Source organism: Psychrobacter sp. H26, from assembly GCF_059073035.1.
In genome coordinates this window covers 965761-983904 of sequence record NZ_JCACRW010000001.1, presented here as the reverse complement: position 1 = coordinate 983904, position 18144 = coordinate 965761, and the positions used below count along the sequence as shown (strand labels likewise).

Sequence of the window (18144 nt, the reverse complement as noted above, 5' to 3'; positions counted from 1 at the left end):
TCCTTAGTGGTTTTTATCATTGAAGGGTGGTAGTTGCTTGCTCATTGTAGTATTTTACGCCTGTTTTCGCTAAGATAATGGGTTACGTTTTATATTTCGGTATTGACCGTAGTTAATTTTTGACAATTATAATCATACTATCGCTATGGCTGAATTTGTTCGCTGCAGCCGATATCTTTAATTTTTCTATTTTATTTATGCTAAAAGGTTCTCTTACTATGACCACACCACTTACAGATGCGATGTCTCAGCTGTCCATTTATGACTCACTGACTGGCGGCAAACGTCAGTTTGAACCGCTCAAAGCAGGGCAGGTGGGTATGTATGTGTGTGGCATGACTGTCTATGACTATTGTCATATCGGACATGCTCGTGTGATGGTCGGGTTTGATATGGCGGTGCGTTGGTTGGCACAACTGGGTTACGACGTGAACTATGTGCGTAACATTACCGATATCGACGACAAAATCATCGCGCGCGCGGCTGAGAATGGTGAAGAGATTGGCGTATTAACGCAGCGTTTTATTACGGCAATGCATGAAGATGCGACGGCGCTCGGTTGCGAGATGCCAGATGCTGAGCCACGCGCAACTGATCATATCGATGACATGCAGCAAATGATTGAGACGCTCGTCACTAGCGACTATGCGTATGCGGGTGATAATGGCGATGTCTATTATGCGGTTGATAGTTTTGCAGACTATGGCAAACTATCGAAGCGTAATCTCGACGATATGCAGGCAGGATCGCGAGTAGATGTCGAAAACGATAAGCGCAACCCGTTTGATTTTGTACTGTGGAAAGCTGCCAAGCCTGACGAGCCGCAGTGGGCTTCACCTTGGGGACAGGGGCGCCCAGGGTGGCATATTGAATGCTCGGCTATGTCGACTAAATGCTTAGGTAATACTTTTGATATTCATGGTGGTGGCCATGATTTGCAATTCCCGCATCATGAAAACGAGATCGCGCAGTCTGAGGCAGCAACTGGCTGCGAATATGCACGCAACTGGATGCATGTTGGTTTTATCAATGTTGATGGCGAAAAGATGTCTAAATCATTAGGCAACTTCTTTACCATTCGTGATGTGATGGCAAAGTACCTACCAGAGACGGTAAGGTTCTTTTTGTTGTCTAGTCATTACCGTAGCCAAGTCAATTTCTCTGATAGTGCTTTGGATGAAGCACACAATAGCCTAAGCAGGCTATACAACGCATTGAAATTGGCTGAACAACGAAAAGAACAACCAATCGTAGTAGATGCAGGTTTGGTTGCTAGCGCATACGGTAGTGACGCGGGTCAACACTTTATCAAAGCAATGAATGATGACTTCAATAGCTCGACGGCAATCAGCGTCTTGTTTGGTCTCGCCCGCGATATCAACAAAGCCATCAAAGCGGAAGACATAGACACAGCATGGCAGTTAGCGCAGCAATTAAAAACACTAGCGCAGGTATTGAATATCCTGCAACAGCCAGTGCAGCAGTTTTTGCAAGCGGTGATTGGTGATCAGGTAGAAGGTGGTCTGAGTGATGCGACTATTGATGGGCTAATCATCGAACGTGCAGATGCCAAAGCGGGCAAAAATTTTGCACGTGCTGATGAGATTCGTGAGCAGTTAAAAGATGCTGGCATTGAGCTTGAAGACAGTCGCGCTGGGACGACGTGGCGCCGTGCCTAAATTGAGCAGTTACCATTTATAATTTAAATAGTGAGAATATAGTTGTAAATTAAGTCAGCGCTGTGCTGGCTTTTTTTTGTACACTACATTAGGTTAAAGCATATCAAATGCAACTTTTATACTCACTTCCATTTTAGACTACTGGCTTTGAAATATGACTACTCTAAAAAATACTACCGTTGATGCTCATGTTGCTGCACCGGCTGTAAGCCATAGGAGTCGACATATAGAGCACCGCAATATAGATCGGCACAATACAGAGCGCCCTAGTACTCACCATCATGCACTAAAAACTATATTAGGTTTTTTTATTATAGCCATCAGTGCCCTTCATATACCTGCCAATGCAGCAGACACTAATGCTGAAACAAGCGGCAGTGAACAGAATCATTCGCAAGAAATTAGTAAGCCGGACAATCTAGCGGAATATGCTGTCCAACAGGTAAACACGGTCAAAAGTACTAGCGTCAATCTCTCCGATATCAGCGAAGAGATATTTGACCCGACAGAGCGTAGCGCAGTACAGCAAGCGGGTACATTGCAAGGCGATACTGGACTCACGGGTGAATATAACGCAAATTACTATTTGCTCAACACCATCAATGAAGGACTACCACCTCTAGACAAGCCGCCCAATCTGGCGACACCACTCGCAACCTTGGAGTTTTTCCAGTCGGCAGTAATGAAGCAGCAGTATGACTTGGCAGCTTACGCACTCAACATGAATTTGATTGATGAGCAAGATCAGCGCAGCCGTGCGCTTGATCTGACCAAGCAACTGGATTATCTGCTCACTCAAAAAGAGCTATATGTGTTCGATGATATGCCAGATCGCCCCGATGGTTTGATTGAGCCGCCGCTTGGCAATGGTAGCAGCGTCATGGGTATTCCTAGGCGCTCGATTCAACTTGGCTATATTGAATATCGAGAGCGCCGAGTGCCCATTCATTTGGAGCGGGTACGAGTAGAAGATCAAGCGCCAACATGGGTGTTCTCTGCGCAAACCGTTGGCAATATCGAAAATCTGTATGAACAGTATCATCCAGCAGAGTTTGAGCGCTATCTACCTATTTGGCTAAAATTACAGTTTTTTGGGATTGCGCTATGGGAGTTTTTATCGCTAGTGCTCTTTTTCTTATTGACCATGGGTTTAGGGTGGTTACTGAGTAAAGGCACAGGAAAGCTCATCAATCGATATGTCGATGAGGAGAAATATAACAAGTACACCAATAGTGCTAATGGTGTGACTGACTTGGTCAACAAGTTAACAGTACCATTGACATTTACCATCAGTTTTTCACTCGTTTTTACCTTAGTATCTGGTGGATTTCCTTATCTAGATGCCGTCGCATCCTCCATCCGCCCTCTAATTTGGACTGGACTGGTACTGAGTGCCATGTGGCTTGGTATACGTGTTATCAATTTTTTTGCAAATCGCTATCAAGACTTACAGATCGAAAACTTGGCAGAGGAGCACTTTGACAAAGTTCGTCGTCGTCGCACCTATGTATCGATATTTCGGCGCGTCTTTATATTTGTCATGGTATTGGGGAGTATTTGGATAGGTCTGAGTGAATTTGCCAATATGGAAGGGCTTGGCAAAACATTACTGACCTCGGCTGGTATTGCGGGCGTGGTGCTTGGTATCGCTGCACAGCCTATACTAGGCAATATCATCGCTGGGGTACAGGTAGCGGTGACGCAGCCTGTACGAATTGGTGATAGTGTGATCATGGAAGGTAATTTTAGTACCGTTGAAGACTTGCGTTACACTTATGCAGTACTCAAAACCTGGGATGAGCGTCGATTGATCGTGCCAATGCGTGAGCTAATCACCGAAAAGGTAGAGAATTGGTCCCATACCGAAGTGCATCAGACTTGTCCGGTATTCTTATACATCGATTATGGCGCAGATATTGATGCCATTCGTCAGCACTTTATATCAGTGACCAAAGAAAATGAGCTCTGGGATGGAGATACTGAGCCTGAAATATTTGTCGTTGATGTGACAGAGAACACCGTTCAGTTGCGCGGCGCAGTTGCAGGAGTAGGTCCTATAGAGGCATGGACGCTTGCTTGTGAAGTACGAGAGAAAATGCTTGGTTACTTATATGAGCAGCAAAACGCGTACCTACCGACAGAGCGTTTTACCTTAAAATCAGGTGAGTAGCTTTAGAAAAAACTCATCGAGGGTATAAAGTGCTTATTGACAGACAAATGCTGCACAGTTTGTCTATCAGTATACAAAGACTCATTTATGTAAAATAATCTGACAAATAGACTATGTCAGAGAGGTGCTTATTTGTTATAATATGGCGTTATTTTTATAGGATAACTGAGTGGTTAGCGATGAGTCGACACTGCGCAGGCAGCTGCAACGACTGATATGTTAAGCCATGAATTCCTACCCATCAAAATAACCACCACTAGGGGTCTGTATGTTGCGAATTGTCGATGAAGCCTTAACCTTTGATGACGTTTTACTATTGCCAGCCTATTCGGAAGTTCTGCCAAAGACTGCTGATCTTTCTACTCGTTTGACCAAAAACATCACGCTTAATCTTCCGCTTATCTCTGCGGCGATGGATACCGTGACTGAGTCTGAAATGGCGATTACAATGGCACAGCTTGGTGGCATGGGTATCTTGCACAAGAGCATGGATATTGAAAAGCAAGCTACACAAGTACGCCGTGTTAAAAAATTTGAAGCGGGTACCGTTGTCGATCCTATCACTGTACATCCAGAGATGACGATTGGTGAACTACTGCGCTTGACACAAGATAATAATATCTCAGGTGTCCCTGTCGTCGAAAAAGGCACAGATAATGTTGTGGGTATCGTCACTCACAGAGACTGGCGCTTTGAAACCAACCTCTCGCTACCAGTTAGCCAGATCATGACGCCAAAAGAGCAGCTGGTAACGGTACAAGAAGGCGAAAGTAACGAAAACATCAAAAGATTACTCCACGAACACCGCATCGAAAAAGTTATCGTGATTGATGATAACTTCCGTTTGCGTGGTTTGATTACGGTCAATGACTTTGCCAAAGCTGAAAACAACCCAAATGCGTGCAAAGATGACCAAGGTCGTCTGCGTGTGGGTGCAGCGGTTGGTACTGGTGCAGACACACAAGCACGTGTCGAAGCATTGATCGCAGCTGACGTCGACGTGATCGTTGTTGATACAGCACATGGTCACTCAAAAGGTGTGATCGATAAAGTATCATGGATCAAAAAGAACTATCCGCACGTTCAAGTTATCGGCGGCAACATTGCAACTGGTGAAGCAGCAATAGCCTTACGTGATGCAGGCGCTGATGCCGTAAAAGTTGGTATCGGTCCTGGTTCTATCTGTACCACGCGAATTATTGCTGGTATTGGCGTACCGCAGATCTCTGCTATTGATAACGTCGCTAGTGCACTGAAAGACAGCATCCCACTGATTGCCGACGGTGGTATCCGCTATTCAGGCGATATGGCAAAAGCCATCGCTGCTGGTGCATCATGCATCATGGTTGGGTCGCTCATGGCAGGTACTGAAGAGGCGCCGGGCGAAGTTGAGCTGTTCCAAGGTCGTTATTATAAAGCTTACCGCGGTATGGGTAGCTTGGGCGCGATGTCAGGATCAAACGGCTCATCAGACCGTTATTTTCAAGACGCCAAAGATGGCGTAGAGAAGCTAGTACCAGAAGGCATCGAAGGCCGTGTTCCTTATAAAGGTCCAGTTGCTGGTATTGTCAATCAATTGGTTGGTGGTCTGCGCTCATCTATGGGTTATACGGGCTCAGCGACTATCGAAGATATGCGTACCAATCCACAGTTTATCAAAGTAACCTCAGCAGGCATGAAAGAGTCACATGTTCATGATGTGCAGATTACTAAAGAAGCGCCGAACTACCGAGTAAGCTAAACGCTACTCTATAGTCCTATACGGTCTCAAAACCAGCCCAGTTTAAGGGCTACAGTGGTCTTGAGATACAAACAGCCAACAATGCTTTATTATTGTTGGCTGTTTTTTTTGTAAAATACAAAACAGATTATTACAATAATGATTTTGCCTACATATACGTTAGGCCTTTTATTTTGGACTTGAGGAAGAGACATAATGAGTTATTTTGGTACTGATGGTATCCGTGGAAAATTTGGCGAGTTGCCTATTACACCTGATTTTATCCTAAAGCTGGGTTATGTCACGGGACTGGTTCTCATAGAAAATAATGAAAACCCTGCGCGCAAACCAAGTGTGGTCATTGGAAAAGATACTCGTCTCTCAGGTTATGTTATTGAAGGCGCATTGCAGGCAGGGTTCAATGCGGCTGGTGTTGACGTTCATATGCTCGGTCCACTACCGACGCCTGCTATCGCCCATTTAACTCGCAGCTTCAATGCTTATGCTGGCGTTGTTATTTCAGCCTCACATAATCCTTATTATGACAATGGCATCAAATTCTTTTCTGGTAACGGTAAAAAAATCAGTGATGAGATGCAAGCGTCTATCAATGACAAGCTGACAGCCATTATGAGTAGCGCTAATGGTAATGATGTCACTATGCCTATCATCGATCCTTCGCAGCTGGGTAAAAACAATCGCATCAATGATGCAAAAGGTCGATATATCGAGTTCTGTAAAGGCAGCTTCCCTTATCAATATGACCTTAGTCATTTAACCATCGTGGTTGATTGTGCCAATGGGGCAGGTTATAGCGTAGCGCCTAGAGTGATGCGTGAGCTGGGCGCCACTGTTATCGCTATTAATAACACACCTGATGGTATCAATATCAATGCTGATTGTGGTTCTACGCATCCTGAAGGCCTACAAAAAGCAGTACTCAAGCATGAAGCAGATGTCGGTATCGCATTAGATGGGGATGGTGACCGTATTGTGATGGTCGATGAGATGGGTAATCTAATCGATGGTGATGGTATTTTGTATGTGCTTGCAACCCAAGCGACAAACAAAGTTAAAGGTGTCGTTGGTACGCTTATGAGTAACATGGGGTTAGAGTTGGCGCTAAAAGCGGCAAACATTGAGTTTACCCGTGCAAAAGTAGGCGATCGCTATGTAATGCAGGACTTGGAAGCCAATGGCTGGATATTGGGCGGCGAGCCATCTGGTCATATTTTATGTCTAGATAAGAGCAGAACAGGGGACGCCATCATCGCAGGTTTGCAAGTATTGGCGGTGATGCAGGCACGAGGACGTGCTCTAAGTGAGCTTGTTGAGGGTTTTGAGGTACTGCCGCAAAAGCTAGTCAATGTGCGACTGTCTCAGATGCAAGACCCATTTCAGTATGAAGAACTGGTTGCTGCTTTTGACAAAGCTCAAGCAACCTTAGAAGGCCGTGGCCGTCTACTCATTCGCCAATCAGGTACTGAACCTATGATTCGAGTCATGGTCGAGTCAGATGACGAAATAGAATGTGACGTAATGGCAAATGATTTGGCTGATCAGATCAGGTCAATATTGGGTTAAAACCAGTACTGGGCTGAGAGTCACCAAAATAATAACATCATAATTCTATAATGGGGAATGACCATGAGCATGGATTTTACCGACCAACGCCTCTCATACGAGAAAGGCGAGCTTGATCAACAGTCAGTACCAGCATCACCATTTGAGCTTTTTAAGGGATGGATGGATGAGGCGCTCGCACAGAAAGTCCAAGAGCCTTATGCAATGAGCCTAGCGACATGCGGCGCAGATAACAAGCCTAGCGTACGTATTGTCTTACTGCGCGAGATTACCGATACCGGGATTGTCTTTTATACCAATTACGAAAGCGCTAAGGGACAGGATATTGCAGAAAACCCGAATGCAGAAGTGCTGTTTTTTTGGCACGAGCTCGAGCGTCAGATTCGTATCAGTGGTAGCATCGCTAAGATTGATGCTGATAAATCTGCGAGCTACTTTCAAAAACGCCCGCACGATAGCCAAGTAGGTGCGTGGGTCAGTCAACCGCAAAGTGGTGAAGTTGCCAATCGTGAGGTCATGGAGCAAACGTTTGAACAACTTCAAGAAAAACATCCAACCAATACTACGGTACCGACGCCAGCGTTTTGGGGTGGGTATGAGATTACGGTTGAGAATATTGAGTTTTGGCAAGGCCGCGCCAATCGCATGCATGATCGAATTATGTATACGAAAGAGAGTAGTCATGATGGACATGAAGTAAGCTGGACTACCAAGCGTTTACTACCATAGTGGTTATGGTTGCAAGCTACAGATCATAAACAACTAAAAAAGCCACTCTAGATACCAAGGGAACTGGGTTTAGAGTGGCTTTTTTATGTTAATTATTTAGCTTATTCTGTATTATTTTTTATTTAACTTTTTATTTCACCTTGGTATCGACATCAACGGAGACTGACATCCCAGGACGCAACCGTGCAAGTTCAGGCTGATTTTGGTCTAAGTCTATTCGTACAGGGATGCGCTGAGCCACTTTGATATAGTTGCCTGTTGCAGGATTGGCCGCACCTGCACTAAACTCACTACCAGTCGCTGGCGAGATGTTGCTTACGCGCCCCGTAAATCTGGTACCGCCAAGCGCATCGACATGAATAGTTGCAGGCTTACCAACTGCCATACTGGCAATCTGAGTTTCTTTGAAGTTTGCAATAATCCAAATACCCTCTGGTACGATATACATGAGCTGAGTGCCTGCGCTAACGTACTGACCTTCTTTAACACTGACTTGGCTGAGCTGACCCGCTTCAGGTGCTGTAATAATAGTATTGTCTAGATTAATTTTTGCTTGCTTGACGCCTGCTTCCGCATTTTTGATGTTCGCATCCAATGAAGGTCGACTGCCACTGGTTTTTGCCCGGCTTTCTTGCGCAGATTGTAGGTTTGCTTCTGCTTGTTGCAAACTTGCCTGTGCTTGAGCGAGTTGTGCTTTGATATGAGCCACTTCTGCTTTTGATACAGCGCCAATAGCATCTAAACCTTGGTAGCGATTGACGTCTTCGCGAGCACTCTCTACATTGATTTTGGCACTGTATACATCCGCTCTACGTGCTTCAATCTGTGCTTGACTCGATTGTGTATCTTGATCATTAGTAGCGCGGTTAGTGACAGCGACTTCAGTGTTGGCTTGGGCTTGTTCGAGCTGCTGCTGAAACGTTCGGTCATCTATTTTTATCAGTAAATCACCTGCCTTCACATTAGCAAAATCTTCCACTGCCACTTGAGTGACATAACCAGAAACTTGTGGGCTGATAATGGTTGTCTGACCTTTGACAAAAGCATTATTGGTCTGTTGCGTGGTAGGTGTAAATGGGGGGAACTTCCACGCATACAATATCAATGCCACACCTATGACAATCAGCACGATCAAAAACGCTAAATTCAGATAGGACTTTTTCTTAGGGGACCATCCAGTTGTGTCTGTAATTGGCTCTTCGGTTGGCATGGGTGTCTGATTGCTATCTGAAGCATCAGAACTTTCTGTTGTTTGCGTTGTATTTGCAGACGTCTGTGCTTGAGTAGGAGGCGACTCTGTACGTGTGTCTGTCGCTGGTGCAGCAGTAGACGCTTGAGGGGTTTGGTTAAGCTCATCTGGTTTGTTTTGGCTCATGACGCGCTCCTAAATTTTTAATAAAAACACCAAGCAGTTTTGAACGTGACTGTTGACACAACAAATCGAGTTATTTGGTTTCACGCATTTTTGCAATGACAGCGAGCTCTTTAGCCAGCGGGTTGCGTTTATGGTAACGGTTGTAAATATAATTGAGCAGTAAAATAATCGTAACAGCAGTGGCAAGACTGGCCATCAAAAAGAACAGATCGCTATACGCTGCAACTGCTGCTTGGCGCTGAATACCTTGTAGCACTTGGCTTGCTGCACCAGCATTTGCTTGGGCAGCATCAGTGGTCTGACTTGATAGCATATTACGAGTACTCGCTATTTGAGCGCTAAAAGCAGGATCGCTCAAATTAAGTGAGCTGACCATATCTGAGTAGTGTGCTTGCGTACGAATGGTAGTAAACGCTTGAATAGCTGCTGCACCTGCCAAGCCGCCAATGGTTTGGGAAATACCGAAAATCACGGAAAAACTAATAATATAGGCAGGACCACTGGCAATAGCGCGCAAAAACCCTTCAAAAACCAAAGGCCCCATAAAATATACGGCGGCAAAGGCAATTAAAAACTGGCTGAGATAAAACATATAAGGTGCTGAATTGATAGACACACCAACATCCATCCAAGAACCCAACGCTATCAATGCTACCGCAAAAATGACAGGCCGGCGTAAATCCATTGGATTGGTACTAAAAATACTAATGACTAAAGCCAATACACTGGCGGCCAATATGACGATATAAAAGGTAATCAGCTGATCACCGCCGTAGCCTAGCGTAGCAAGTAATCCTGCGGCGCCGACAGTCTGTTCAGACAGTAAAATCCGCATGACAGCACCTGTCACCATAAAGGCGATAATATTACGGCTACGCATCCAGCGGACTTGTAACATTGGGTTTTTGCGATGGGTCTCAATCCATAGTGCAATGCTAATCCCAACGATAGCAATGATAAGCGGATAAATGAGCCAAGGCGTCGTCCACCATAATATTCGACCTTGTACCAGTACGACAGCCAACGCAGCCAAACCACTGGCAAAAAAGGCAAAGCTTAAAAAATCAAGTTTCTCAAATACCTTTTCGATATTACCTGGTGGTAGCTCCAGAAGGTTAATTAGCCCAAAACAAATCAATGCCAAACCAAGTTGGAATAAGAATAAGTTTTCAAGCTGACCATCAATGGCAAGGTAGGGCGAGATAATACGTGATAAAGGAATACCAAGCTGCACCAAGCCAAACCCTAGTATCAAGCCACTAGTCCGTTTGACGGTTGGCATGCCTTGTAGGCAATAGAATAATCCCAATATGGTCATGCCACTGGCCACCATGCCGCTAAGTCCCCTTGCGACAATCTCTAGATAATAGGGCTCGATTCTAATACTAGGCGTATCTAGCAAGTGGCTACTAATCAGCCATTGCAGACTTGTGGCAGCCAGTAGGAAGAATAAAGTGATCTTACTAAAAAGTGACATGCCAAATTGCTGACGGATCTTGTACAGCAGGACAGTAATACAAGCGTTGGTCATGTTGTAACTCACAGATATCCAGCCTCCTTCAATAGGCGCTAATCCCATCTCGCCCTGTATTTGAGAGAGGTTTGCAACAAGTAGACCATTTTGGAAGCTGGCTGTGAGACCAATAAATATTCCAATCAGTAGATAAAATACTTTGCGGCGGGTAGGGTGATCAGGATTGGCTGGAGAGCCTACCATGAGTGGTTTTTCATGGGGCTTAAACTGGTATTCGTTAGTCATGGGCGGACCACAATCTGTATAAAGAAATGAAGCAACATAGGACAAATTCCAGACGGGGAGTCAGGACAGTGTCATTGGTGTTTTAAACGTCAAAGGTCAGTCGATTGACTGAGGGAGTATGAGGGGTAACTCAATAATCGCTAAAAAGATTTTATCACGAGTTCGGCGGAGCTTCTGTCATGTGCACGTAAATTATAAGCCACGTGGCAACGTGGTGTCGGTTGTGTACGCCTAACTCTCAATCTCTTACATACCAAAGCGAGTTTTACTTCCTTTATCACTGCACTGTCGTTATTCTTATACTGTCGCTACCACTACAAGCACAAAATAGAGTACGCACAAAAAACAGCTCTATAAAGAGCTGCTTATGTACATCATACGATTGATATGCAGTAATTAAAACAAAAGTCTAGATAGACTCGTCATACTTTGCTTCTAACTGCATAGCGCGCTGATAGCTATCCAGACTGGCAAGCGCTTCAGCGTATTGTTTGATATGAGGATAAGCGTCAAGCTTTTGACGCTTGGCCAAAATAATCAAATCAAATGACAGCATAAAGTCAGCACCGCTGAGCTTATCACCGACGATAAAGGATTTGCCTTCAACCGATGTGTCCAAATATTTGAACAATCTTGTCTTTTCTGTCTCAATATAACCATTCAAAAACTCATTGTCATCGATGCCTGCTTTTTTGGTAAATAGCTCTAGCATCAATGGCAACATGAGTGAGCTCTCAGCAAAGTCGATCCACTGTAAATAGTAGCCATAATAAGAGCTACCAGTTGCGGGGCGTAGACGCTCTGGTGCAAATCTCTCAATCAGTAACTCAGTGATCGCACCTGACTCAGCATAGACTTGCCCATCCATCTCGATAACCGGAGATTTACCGAGTGGATGCACAGCTTTTAGCGAGTCTGGTGCCAAATGAGTTTTGGCATCACGTTGGTGACTAACAACTTCGTAAGGCACACCTAGCTCTTCTAAGAGCCAAAGCGTACGCAATGAACGTGATTGATTGAGATGATGTAAGCGAATCATAATATCGACCTTAGTGCATGGTGTGATTTATTGGTTTCTGAGTCTTAACCTTTTAACTTGGCAACAAGGCGCGTAGCCGCTTCTTCTGACGATGCTGGGTTTTGACCAGTAATCAACAAACCATCTTCAACGACAAACGATTCCCAATCAGCCGCTTTTTCGTAGTTACCGCCATTAGCTTTAAGTGCATCTTCTACTAGGAACGGTACTACGTCTGTTAGGCCAACGGCATCTTCTTCTGAGTTGGTAAAGCCAGTGACTGTTTTGCCTTTTACTAAGTACTCGCCGTCAACTTTGACGTTTTTTAGTGCTGCAGGAGAATGACAAACAAACGCGACAGGCTTATCTTGCTTAACAAAAGTCTCAATCAGATTGATAGAGTTTTGGTCTACTGCCAAATCCCATAATGGGCCGTGACCGCCAGGGTAGAAAACTGAATCGAAATCTTCCGCTTTCATGTCAGCAAGTTTTTTGGTATTAGCCAAATGCTCCTGCGCATCTTTGTCTTCTTTGAAACGAGTAGTGTCTTTGGTCTGCGTGTCTTCGGTATCACTACTAGGATCTAGTGGTGGTTGACCGCCAGCAGGAGAGGCTAGGGTCACGTTGACGCCAGCATCTAAAAATGCATAGTAAGGGGCTGCAAATTCTTCTAACCAAAACCCTGTTTTTTTACCAGTATCGCCTAGACGGTCATGAGAAGTTAGTACCATTAAAATGTTCATAGTTTTCCTTATTTATTGTCTATTGTGAGTGAGCAGTTGAGTCGTAGTCATTAAATGACTGTTAGTATTATTCCTGCTTCAAACGTAATTTTCAGTAGTGATCTTAGCTAGTTATGTTGTTAAGTAGTTATTAACAACGATTGACAACTATCAGTAGCTACTTAACGTCAGCTACTTTGACAACTGTTTTGCCAAAGTTGTCGCCATTTAGCATATCGACGAAAGCATTGGGTGCATCGTCTAAACCATCAGCGATATATTCTTTGGTTTTGACATCGCCTGATTCTACCCATTTACTCATGGTTTCTAAGAACTCTGGGAAGTGATCGCCATACTCTTCAAAGATAATAAAACCTCTGACCGTTAAACGCTGGCTTAAGATAAGACCCATCAGCATGCCTAAGCGGTCTTTACCATCAGGTAATTCGGTTGCGTTGTACTGTGATACGAGACCACATACAGGAATACGCGCATGATCGTTTAGCAACGGTAGAACAGCATCTAATACTTGACCGCCAACGCTTTCGTAATAGATGTCGATGCCATCTGGACAGGCAGCTTTTAGTTGCTCAGCAAAGTCGTCAGCTCTATGGTCGATGCAGACATCAAAACCAAGCTCATTGACCGCAAAATCACATTTTTCTTTGCCGCCTGCCACACCGATAGTACGTAGACCATATTGGTTACCAACTTGACCAACCGTTGCACCGACAGGGCCAGTAGCTGCTGCGACCACTAAGGTTTCGCCTTTTTGTGGTTTACCAATATCAGTCAAACCCATGTAACCTGTGAATCCAGGCATACCTAATACGCCCAAACCATAAGAAGGGTTTGACATGTTTTTGTCCAATTTCAGGACACCTTCGCCATCACTGACGCTATAGTCTTGCCAGCCTGAGTTTGATACCAACAAATCACCGACATCAAACCCATCGATATTGGACTCGACGACCTGAGCGACAGTACCGCCCATGATGACATCGCCGACTGCTAAAGGATCAGCGTAGCTTTTTGCATCACTCATGCGTCCACGCATATACGGATCTAATGATAGGTATACCGTGCGTAGTAGCATCTCATTTTCGTTTGGCGTTGGAATATCGCTGGTTGCCATATCAAAGTTATCAGCGGTTGGTTCACCATTAGGGCGGCTGGCAAGTTTGATTTGACGGTTTACTTCTTGATTTTGTTGTTTGTCGAAGCTCATGATAGGACTCCTTTATAGTTATTCATTGTGATTATAATAGTGGTGTTAAATGTAGTAGCTATTTAGCATGGAATAGCTACTACTATAGATAGCATAACGATATGTATTTTTTATTAATATGATAATGTTTCTGACTACGAGGCTTTGCTAGTTACAGCACGCTCCAAGATACGACGTGATACATCTAAGTCGTTTTTGCCATGTTCACCAAGCTTGATCATGTTATGGGCTTCGAGCTGTTTGATGATTGGGTCAATTGCTGACTCAGTCAAATCAACGTCTTCTAGGCTAACTGGCAAGCCAAGCTCGCGGAAGAAGTTTTCAGTGTAGACAATAGCGGTCTCGATGATGGTGTCATCATCCTGATCGGTATCAGTGATGTTCCATACATTGCGTGCATACTGAAGTAGCTTTTCTTTTTTGCTTTCTTTTAGCTCACGCATTACTGATGGCAAGACGATGGTTAGCGTACGTGCATGATCGATAGCATGCAATGACGTCAGTTCATGACCAACCATATGCGTTGTCCAGTCTTGAGGTACGCCTGTACCGATTAGACCGTTCAGTGCCATAGTCGCTGTCCACATAATGTTTTTACGTGTTTCTAAGTTGTCTGAATCTTGCTTAACCACTAGACCTTCATCGATAAGGATCTTTAGCAAGCTTTCAGCAAAGGCATCTTGAACTTTTGCATTTACTGGATAAGTCAAATACTGTTCCATCACATGGACAAATGCATCAGCAACACCGTTCATAACCTGACGCTCAGGTAAGGTAAGTGTTTTGATTGGATCTAAGATTGAAAACTTAGGAAAGGCAAGTGGGTTACCAAATGGTAGTTTTGCTTGACGCTCGCTATAGTTGATCACGCCGCCTGAGTTCATCTCAGAGCCCGTTGCTGGGATCGTCAATACTGCGCCTAAGTCCACAGCTGAGTCGATGTTTTTGCAATACCCAGTCAGCGCATCCCAAGCTTGGTCGCGTGAGACAGTACCGTCTTCCTCAGTGAGTGATGAGACGAGTGCAACGAATTTGCTACCATCGATGACTGAACCACCGCCAACTGCTAATAGGAAGTCAATGTTGTGTTCATTGACCATATCAGCAGCTTTCAAGAGCGTTGTGAACTCTGGATTGGCTTCGATACCACCGAATTCAAAAACAGTGCGGTTGCCACTTACTGCCAAGGCATCTTTTACTTCATCTAATGTACCGGTGCGCTGCGCTGAACCGCCACCGTAAGTAATCAGAACGCGGGCATCAGTAGGTACTAGGTCTGATAACTGTTCGATTTGACCTTCGCCAAAGACGATACGTACTGGATTGTAATATTGAAAGTTGTTCATAAAATTCCTAATGTTAATGAAATGGTTCTATTAAATGTTTGATATCAAACAATGAGTGGCGAGCAATGCTTATACGCATATACTCTGAATATTTATGCGCATTGTACACCAATTAGACCAGTCGTCTAGTAATGTTTACAAAACTGTCGTATAAAAAATTTTGGTCTGAGACAGTAAGAGGGACAAAAGCATCAAGAATAAATTGTTATACATGGGAGGATAGATGACTGAATATGAACAGTATGGCAGTTGAACGCTTATCCGGCATGCTATCCATATTAAAGACGAATTAATTAAAGATGACTTATCTGAAAACTTACAACAAATAAAAGCTATCCGAAGATAGCTTATTGTAAGAGTGTATGAAAAATATTAGCTTAAGAACCTATTGATCTAAGTATCTATCGACCCATCTGAGTCGTCGTCATTTGCCAGATTTCAGCCAAAGGCGTGTTTGTTTGACTGATTTTGGCCATCAAGCTTGCTCCAAGCCAGGCAAAATACCAGCGCTTGGCCATACTCTCAGCTGAGATATTATCTAGACGAGGTACTGAGCCATCTATCCATCCAGCCTTGATCTGCTCGGTAAGCCAAAGGGTAGTTTGCTGATAACCTGTATCAAGTGCTTTGCGCATGGTCTCTGACATATCAGCAACTTCTGCACTTAACTTGACTACCAAGCATCTCTCGTGGTCGCAGCCATTTTGCTGCGTGTCGTACCAATTCTGAAAGTAGTCATACAGTTTCTGCTGAGCAGTAACGCTCTGAGCGTCAATAACATCTAAGCGCGCTTTGTATAGGCTAAAATAGTGACCGATAATAGCTTCACCAAACGCTTCTTTAGAAGCGAAATAATGATAGAAAGATCCTTTAGGAACACCTGCTGTGTCCAAAATTTGCTTTAAGCCAACAGCTGTAAAGCCTTTCTTAGCTATCAGTTGGTAGCCAGTAGTCAGTAAGTGCGCCTTGGTATCTGGTGTTGTAGTCGTGTCCGTAACAGTAGACATAGATAGGATAGTCTCCCTTGATAGTAGTACAAATAGAGTAGTCAGGCTTCATTGAGCGTCATATTGTCGGCATATTCTAATAATATTTAGCTGTAGTGGTTACGTTTCATCAACAATATTTACTGACAAAGTTGTCTCGTTTTATTAAGAGCTATGGTAGCATTAGACCAGTCGTCTAGCAAGGTGGCTTTTATTCTTACCAGTCACTAAACAGATAGCCCATTGCTAATACACTATTTTAGATATTGAAGATAAATGTGTCACATAACAAAGTAAAATAAGGATTATTATGTCAACGAACGATACCAATGCCTACAATGACTTTCATTTGCAATTCATCGCAGGTGAATGGCAAAAAGGTAAAGATGATAGCATTAATACCAATACAAATCCCTATAACGGCGATACGCTCGTAGAGATTCAACAAGCGACCAAAGATCAGCTGAACGAAGCGTATGATGCTGCAACCCAAGCTCAAGAAGCGTGGGCTAAGCAGACACCTGCAGAGCGTTCTGCTGTGCTGTATAAAGTGGTCAACATATTAGATCAGCGCCAAGAAGAAATCGTCGATTGGTTGATCAAAGAGTCAGGTAGTACTCGTATCAAAGCGATGGTTGAGTTCGGTGCTACACGCGCGATCACGCTTGAAGCAGCGACTTTCCCTAATCGTGTCCATGGCGAGATTCGTCCATCGAATACCCCTGGCAAAGAAAACTTCATTTACCGCGAGCCTATCGGTATCGTGGCGGTTATTAGTCCATGGAACTTTCCACTACATTTGACCCAGCGCTCGATTGCACCAGCTCTTGCACTGGGTAACGCTGTCGTATTAAAGCCTGCTAGTGACACGCCAGTAACAGGTGGTCTATTACTTGCAAAAGTGTTTGAAGAAGCAGGTCTGCCAAAAGGCTTGTTAAATGTTGTGGTTGGTTCAGGTAGCGAAATAGGCGATGCCATCGTTGAGCACAAAGCGCCAAGCCTAGTGTCATTTACAGGGTCGACATCAGTAGGTAAGCATATCGGTGAGCTGGCAAATGGCGGCGAGTATATCAAGCAAGTCGCGCTTGAACTGGGTGGTAACAGCCCGTTCGTGGTATTAAAAGATGCGGATATCGAGCAAGCTGTTAAAGCGGCTGTCTTTGGTAAATTCTTGCACCAAGGTCAAATCTGTATTGCGATCAATAGAGTGATTGTAGAAGACGAGATATATGATGATTTTGTAGAGCGGTTCTTGGCTCATGTCAAAACACTAAATGTAGGCGATCCAAACAAGCCAGACACTGCTGTCGGTCCAATCATCAATGAAAAACAACTCAAATCACTTAAGGATAAAATCGCTCAAGCACAAGAAGAAGGCGCTAAAATGGCATTGAGTGGCGAGATTGAAGGTCAAGTCGTACCGCCGCATGTCTTTACCGAAGTCACGCGAGAGATGGACTTGTCATGTAATGAAGTGTTTGGACCATTAGTAGGTATCATCCGTGCCAAGGACGAAGAAGATGCATTGTCGATTGCCAATGACTCTATGTATGGATTGTCTAGCGCGGTATTCACAGCCGATATGCAAAAGGGTCTGCGCTTCGCTCGCGGTATTCGAGCGGGTATGACTCATATCAACGATATCTCAGTCAATGATGAAAGCAATACACCATTCGGGGGTGAGAAAAACTCAGGTATCGGTCGTTTTAATGGCGAGTGGGTGCTTGAAGAGTTCACTAGAACGCATTGGATCTCAATGCAAAATGAACCACGTCAGTATCCATTCTAGTAGTGTTACATTAGAACAATTGGTAACAAAAAAGACCGC

13 protein-coding genes are annotated in these 18144 nt (G+C 44.2%); 6 read left to right on the top strand and 7 right to left on the bottom strand.

All coding sequences use genetic code 11. The annotated features are described in order from the left end of the window. The first annotated feature begins 218 nt into the window (after positions 1-218). The 5 genes from cysS to pdxH all read left to right on the top strand — a co-directional run bounded on the left by cysS (position 219) and on the right by pdxH (position 7882). Positions 219-1679, top strand: a complete 1461-nt coding sequence (gene cysS, locus AC5JPT_RS04045; protein ID WP_493857196.1) for a cysteine--tRNA ligase — start codon at positions 219-221, stop codon at positions 1677-1679. A 154-nt stretch (positions 1680-1833) separates the two neighbouring features. After that, positions 1834-3849: a mechanosensitive ion channel family protein gene (locus AC5JPT_RS04040; RefSeq protein WP_493857195.1), complete on the top strand. Its 2016-nt coding sequence runs from the start codon at positions 1834-1836 to the stop codon at positions 3847-3849. A gap of 268 nt (positions 3850-4117) precedes the next feature. After that, complete coding sequence (guaB, locus tag AC5JPT_RS04035; RefSeq protein WP_319051514.1) at positions 4118-5590, top strand: IMP dehydrogenase; 1473 nt, start codon at positions 4118-4120, stop codon at positions 5588-5590. A 195-nt stretch (positions 5591-5785) separates the two neighbouring features. Beyond that, positions 5786-7153 carry a phosphoglucosamine mutase gene (gene glmM, locus AC5JPT_RS04030; RefSeq protein WP_493857194.1) on the top strand — a complete coding sequence of 456 codons (1368 nt, stop codon included), beginning with the start codon at positions 5786-5788 and terminating at the stop codon, positions 7151-7153. 69 nt (positions 7154-7222) lie between these two features. After that, positions 7223-7882 (top strand): pyridoxamine 5'-phosphate oxidase, encoded by a 660-nt coding sequence (pdxH, locus tag AC5JPT_RS04025; protein WP_493858428.1) that lies wholly within the window; start codon positions 7223-7225, stop codon positions 7880-7882. Positions 7883-8012: 130 nt separating this feature from the next. Here the strand turns inward: pdxH and AC5JPT_RS04020 are convergent, their stop codons facing one another. The 7 genes from AC5JPT_RS04020 to AC5JPT_RS03990 all read right to left on the bottom strand — a co-directional run bounded on the left by AC5JPT_RS04020 (position 8013) and on the right by AC5JPT_RS03990 (position 16337). Continuing rightward, positions 8013-9257 (bottom strand): HlyD family secretion protein, encoded by a 1245-nt coding sequence (locus AC5JPT_RS04020; protein WP_493857193.1) that lies wholly within the window; start codon positions 9255-9257, stop codon positions 8013-8015. Between the two features lie 70 nt (positions 9258-9327). Further along, positions 9328-11016, bottom strand: coding sequence for an efflux MFS transporter permease (locus AC5JPT_RS04015; RefSeq protein WP_493857192.1), 1689 nt, complete (start codon positions 11014-11016; stop codon positions 9328-9330). Between the two features lie 409 nt (positions 11017-11425). Next, positions 11426-12055, bottom strand: a complete 630-nt coding sequence (locus tag AC5JPT_RS04010) for a glutathione S-transferase family protein (RefSeq protein WP_493857191.1) — start codon at positions 12053-12055, stop codon at positions 11426-11428. A 44-nt stretch (positions 12056-12099) separates the two neighbouring features. Beyond that, on the bottom strand, positions 12100-12777 hold the full coding sequence (locus tag AC5JPT_RS04005; protein WP_493857190.1) for a type 1 glutamine amidotransferase domain-containing protein: 678 nt from the start codon (positions 12775-12777) through the stop codon (positions 12100-12102). A 157-nt stretch (positions 12778-12934) separates the two neighbouring features. After that, positions 12935-13984, bottom strand: coding sequence for an NADPH-dependent curcumin/dihydrocurcumin reductase (gene curA, locus AC5JPT_RS04000; RefSeq protein ID WP_493857189.1), 1050 nt, complete (start codon positions 13982-13984; stop codon positions 12935-12937). 134 nt (positions 13985-14118) lie between these two features. Then, the gene (locus AC5JPT_RS03995) at positions 14119-15330 is read right to left on the bottom strand and encodes an iron-containing alcohol dehydrogenase (protein WP_493857188.1); all 1212 of its coding nucleotides are present in this window, start codon (positions 15328-15330) and stop codon (positions 14119-14121) included. A gap of 401 nt (positions 15331-15731) precedes the next feature. Next, positions 15732-16337, bottom strand: coding sequence for a TetR/AcrR family transcriptional regulator (locus tag AC5JPT_RS03990; protein WP_493857187.1), 606 nt, complete (start codon positions 16335-16337; stop codon positions 15732-15734). Positions 16338-16626: 289 nt separating this feature from the next. Between AC5JPT_RS03990 and AC5JPT_RS03985 the strand changes: the two genes are divergently transcribed. Continuing rightward, the gene (locus tag AC5JPT_RS03985) at positions 16627-18105 is read left to right on the top strand and encodes an aldehyde dehydrogenase family protein (protein ID WP_493857186.1); all 1479 of its coding nucleotides are present in this window, start codon (positions 16627-16629) and stop codon (positions 18103-18105) included. Positions 18106-18144 lie beyond the last annotated feature (39 nt).

Bases quoted from the DNA above. Each gene is read 5' to 3' on its own strand.
- AC5JPT_RS04005 (WP_493857190.1), bottom strand. From the start codon at position 12,777: ATGAACATTTTAATGGTACTAACTTCTCATGACCGTCTAGGCGATACT.
- AC5JPT_RS03995 (WP_493857188.1), bottom strand. From the start codon at position 15,330: ATGAACAACTTTCAATATTACAATCCAGTACGTATCGTCTTTGGCGAA.
- AC5JPT_RS03990 (WP_493857187.1), bottom strand. From the start codon at position 16,337: ATGTCTACTGTTACGGACACGACTACAACACCAGATACCAAGGCGCAC.
- AC5JPT_RS04040 (WP_493857195.1), top strand. From the start codon at position 1,834: ATGACTACTCTAAAAAATACTACCGTTGATGCTCATGTTGCTGCACCG.
- AC5JPT_RS04020 (WP_493857193.1), bottom strand. From the start codon at position 9,257: ATGAGCCAAAACAAACCAGATGAGCTTAACCAAACCCCTCAAGCGTCT.
- AC5JPT_RS04015 (WP_493857192.1), bottom strand. From the start codon at position 11,016: ATGACTAACGAATACCAGTTTAAGCCCCATGAAAAACCACTCATGGTA.
- cysS (WP_493857196.1), top strand. From the start codon at position 219: ATGACCACACCACTTACAGATGCGATGTCTCAGCTGTCCATTTATGAC.
- guaB (WP_319051514.1), top strand. From the start codon at position 4,118: ATGTTGCGAATTGTCGATGAAGCCTTAACCTTTGATGACGTTTTACTA.
- glmM (WP_493857194.1), top strand. From the start codon at position 5,786: ATGAGTTATTTTGGTACTGATGGTATCCGTGGAAAATTTGGCGAGTTG.
- pdxH (WP_493858428.1), top strand. From the start codon at position 7,223: ATGGATTTTACCGACCAACGCCTCTCATACGAGAAAGGCGAGCTTGAT.
- AC5JPT_RS03985 (WP_493857186.1), top strand. From the start codon at position 16,627: ATGTCAACGAACGATACCAATGCCTACAATGACTTTCATTTGCAATTC.
- AC5JPT_RS04010 (WP_493857191.1), bottom strand. From the start codon at position 12,055: ATGATTCGCTTACATCATCTCAATCAATCACGTTCATTGCGTACGCTT.
- curA (WP_493857189.1), bottom strand. From the start codon at position 13,984: ATGAGCTTCGACAAACAACAAAATCAAGAAGTAAACCGTCAAATCAAA.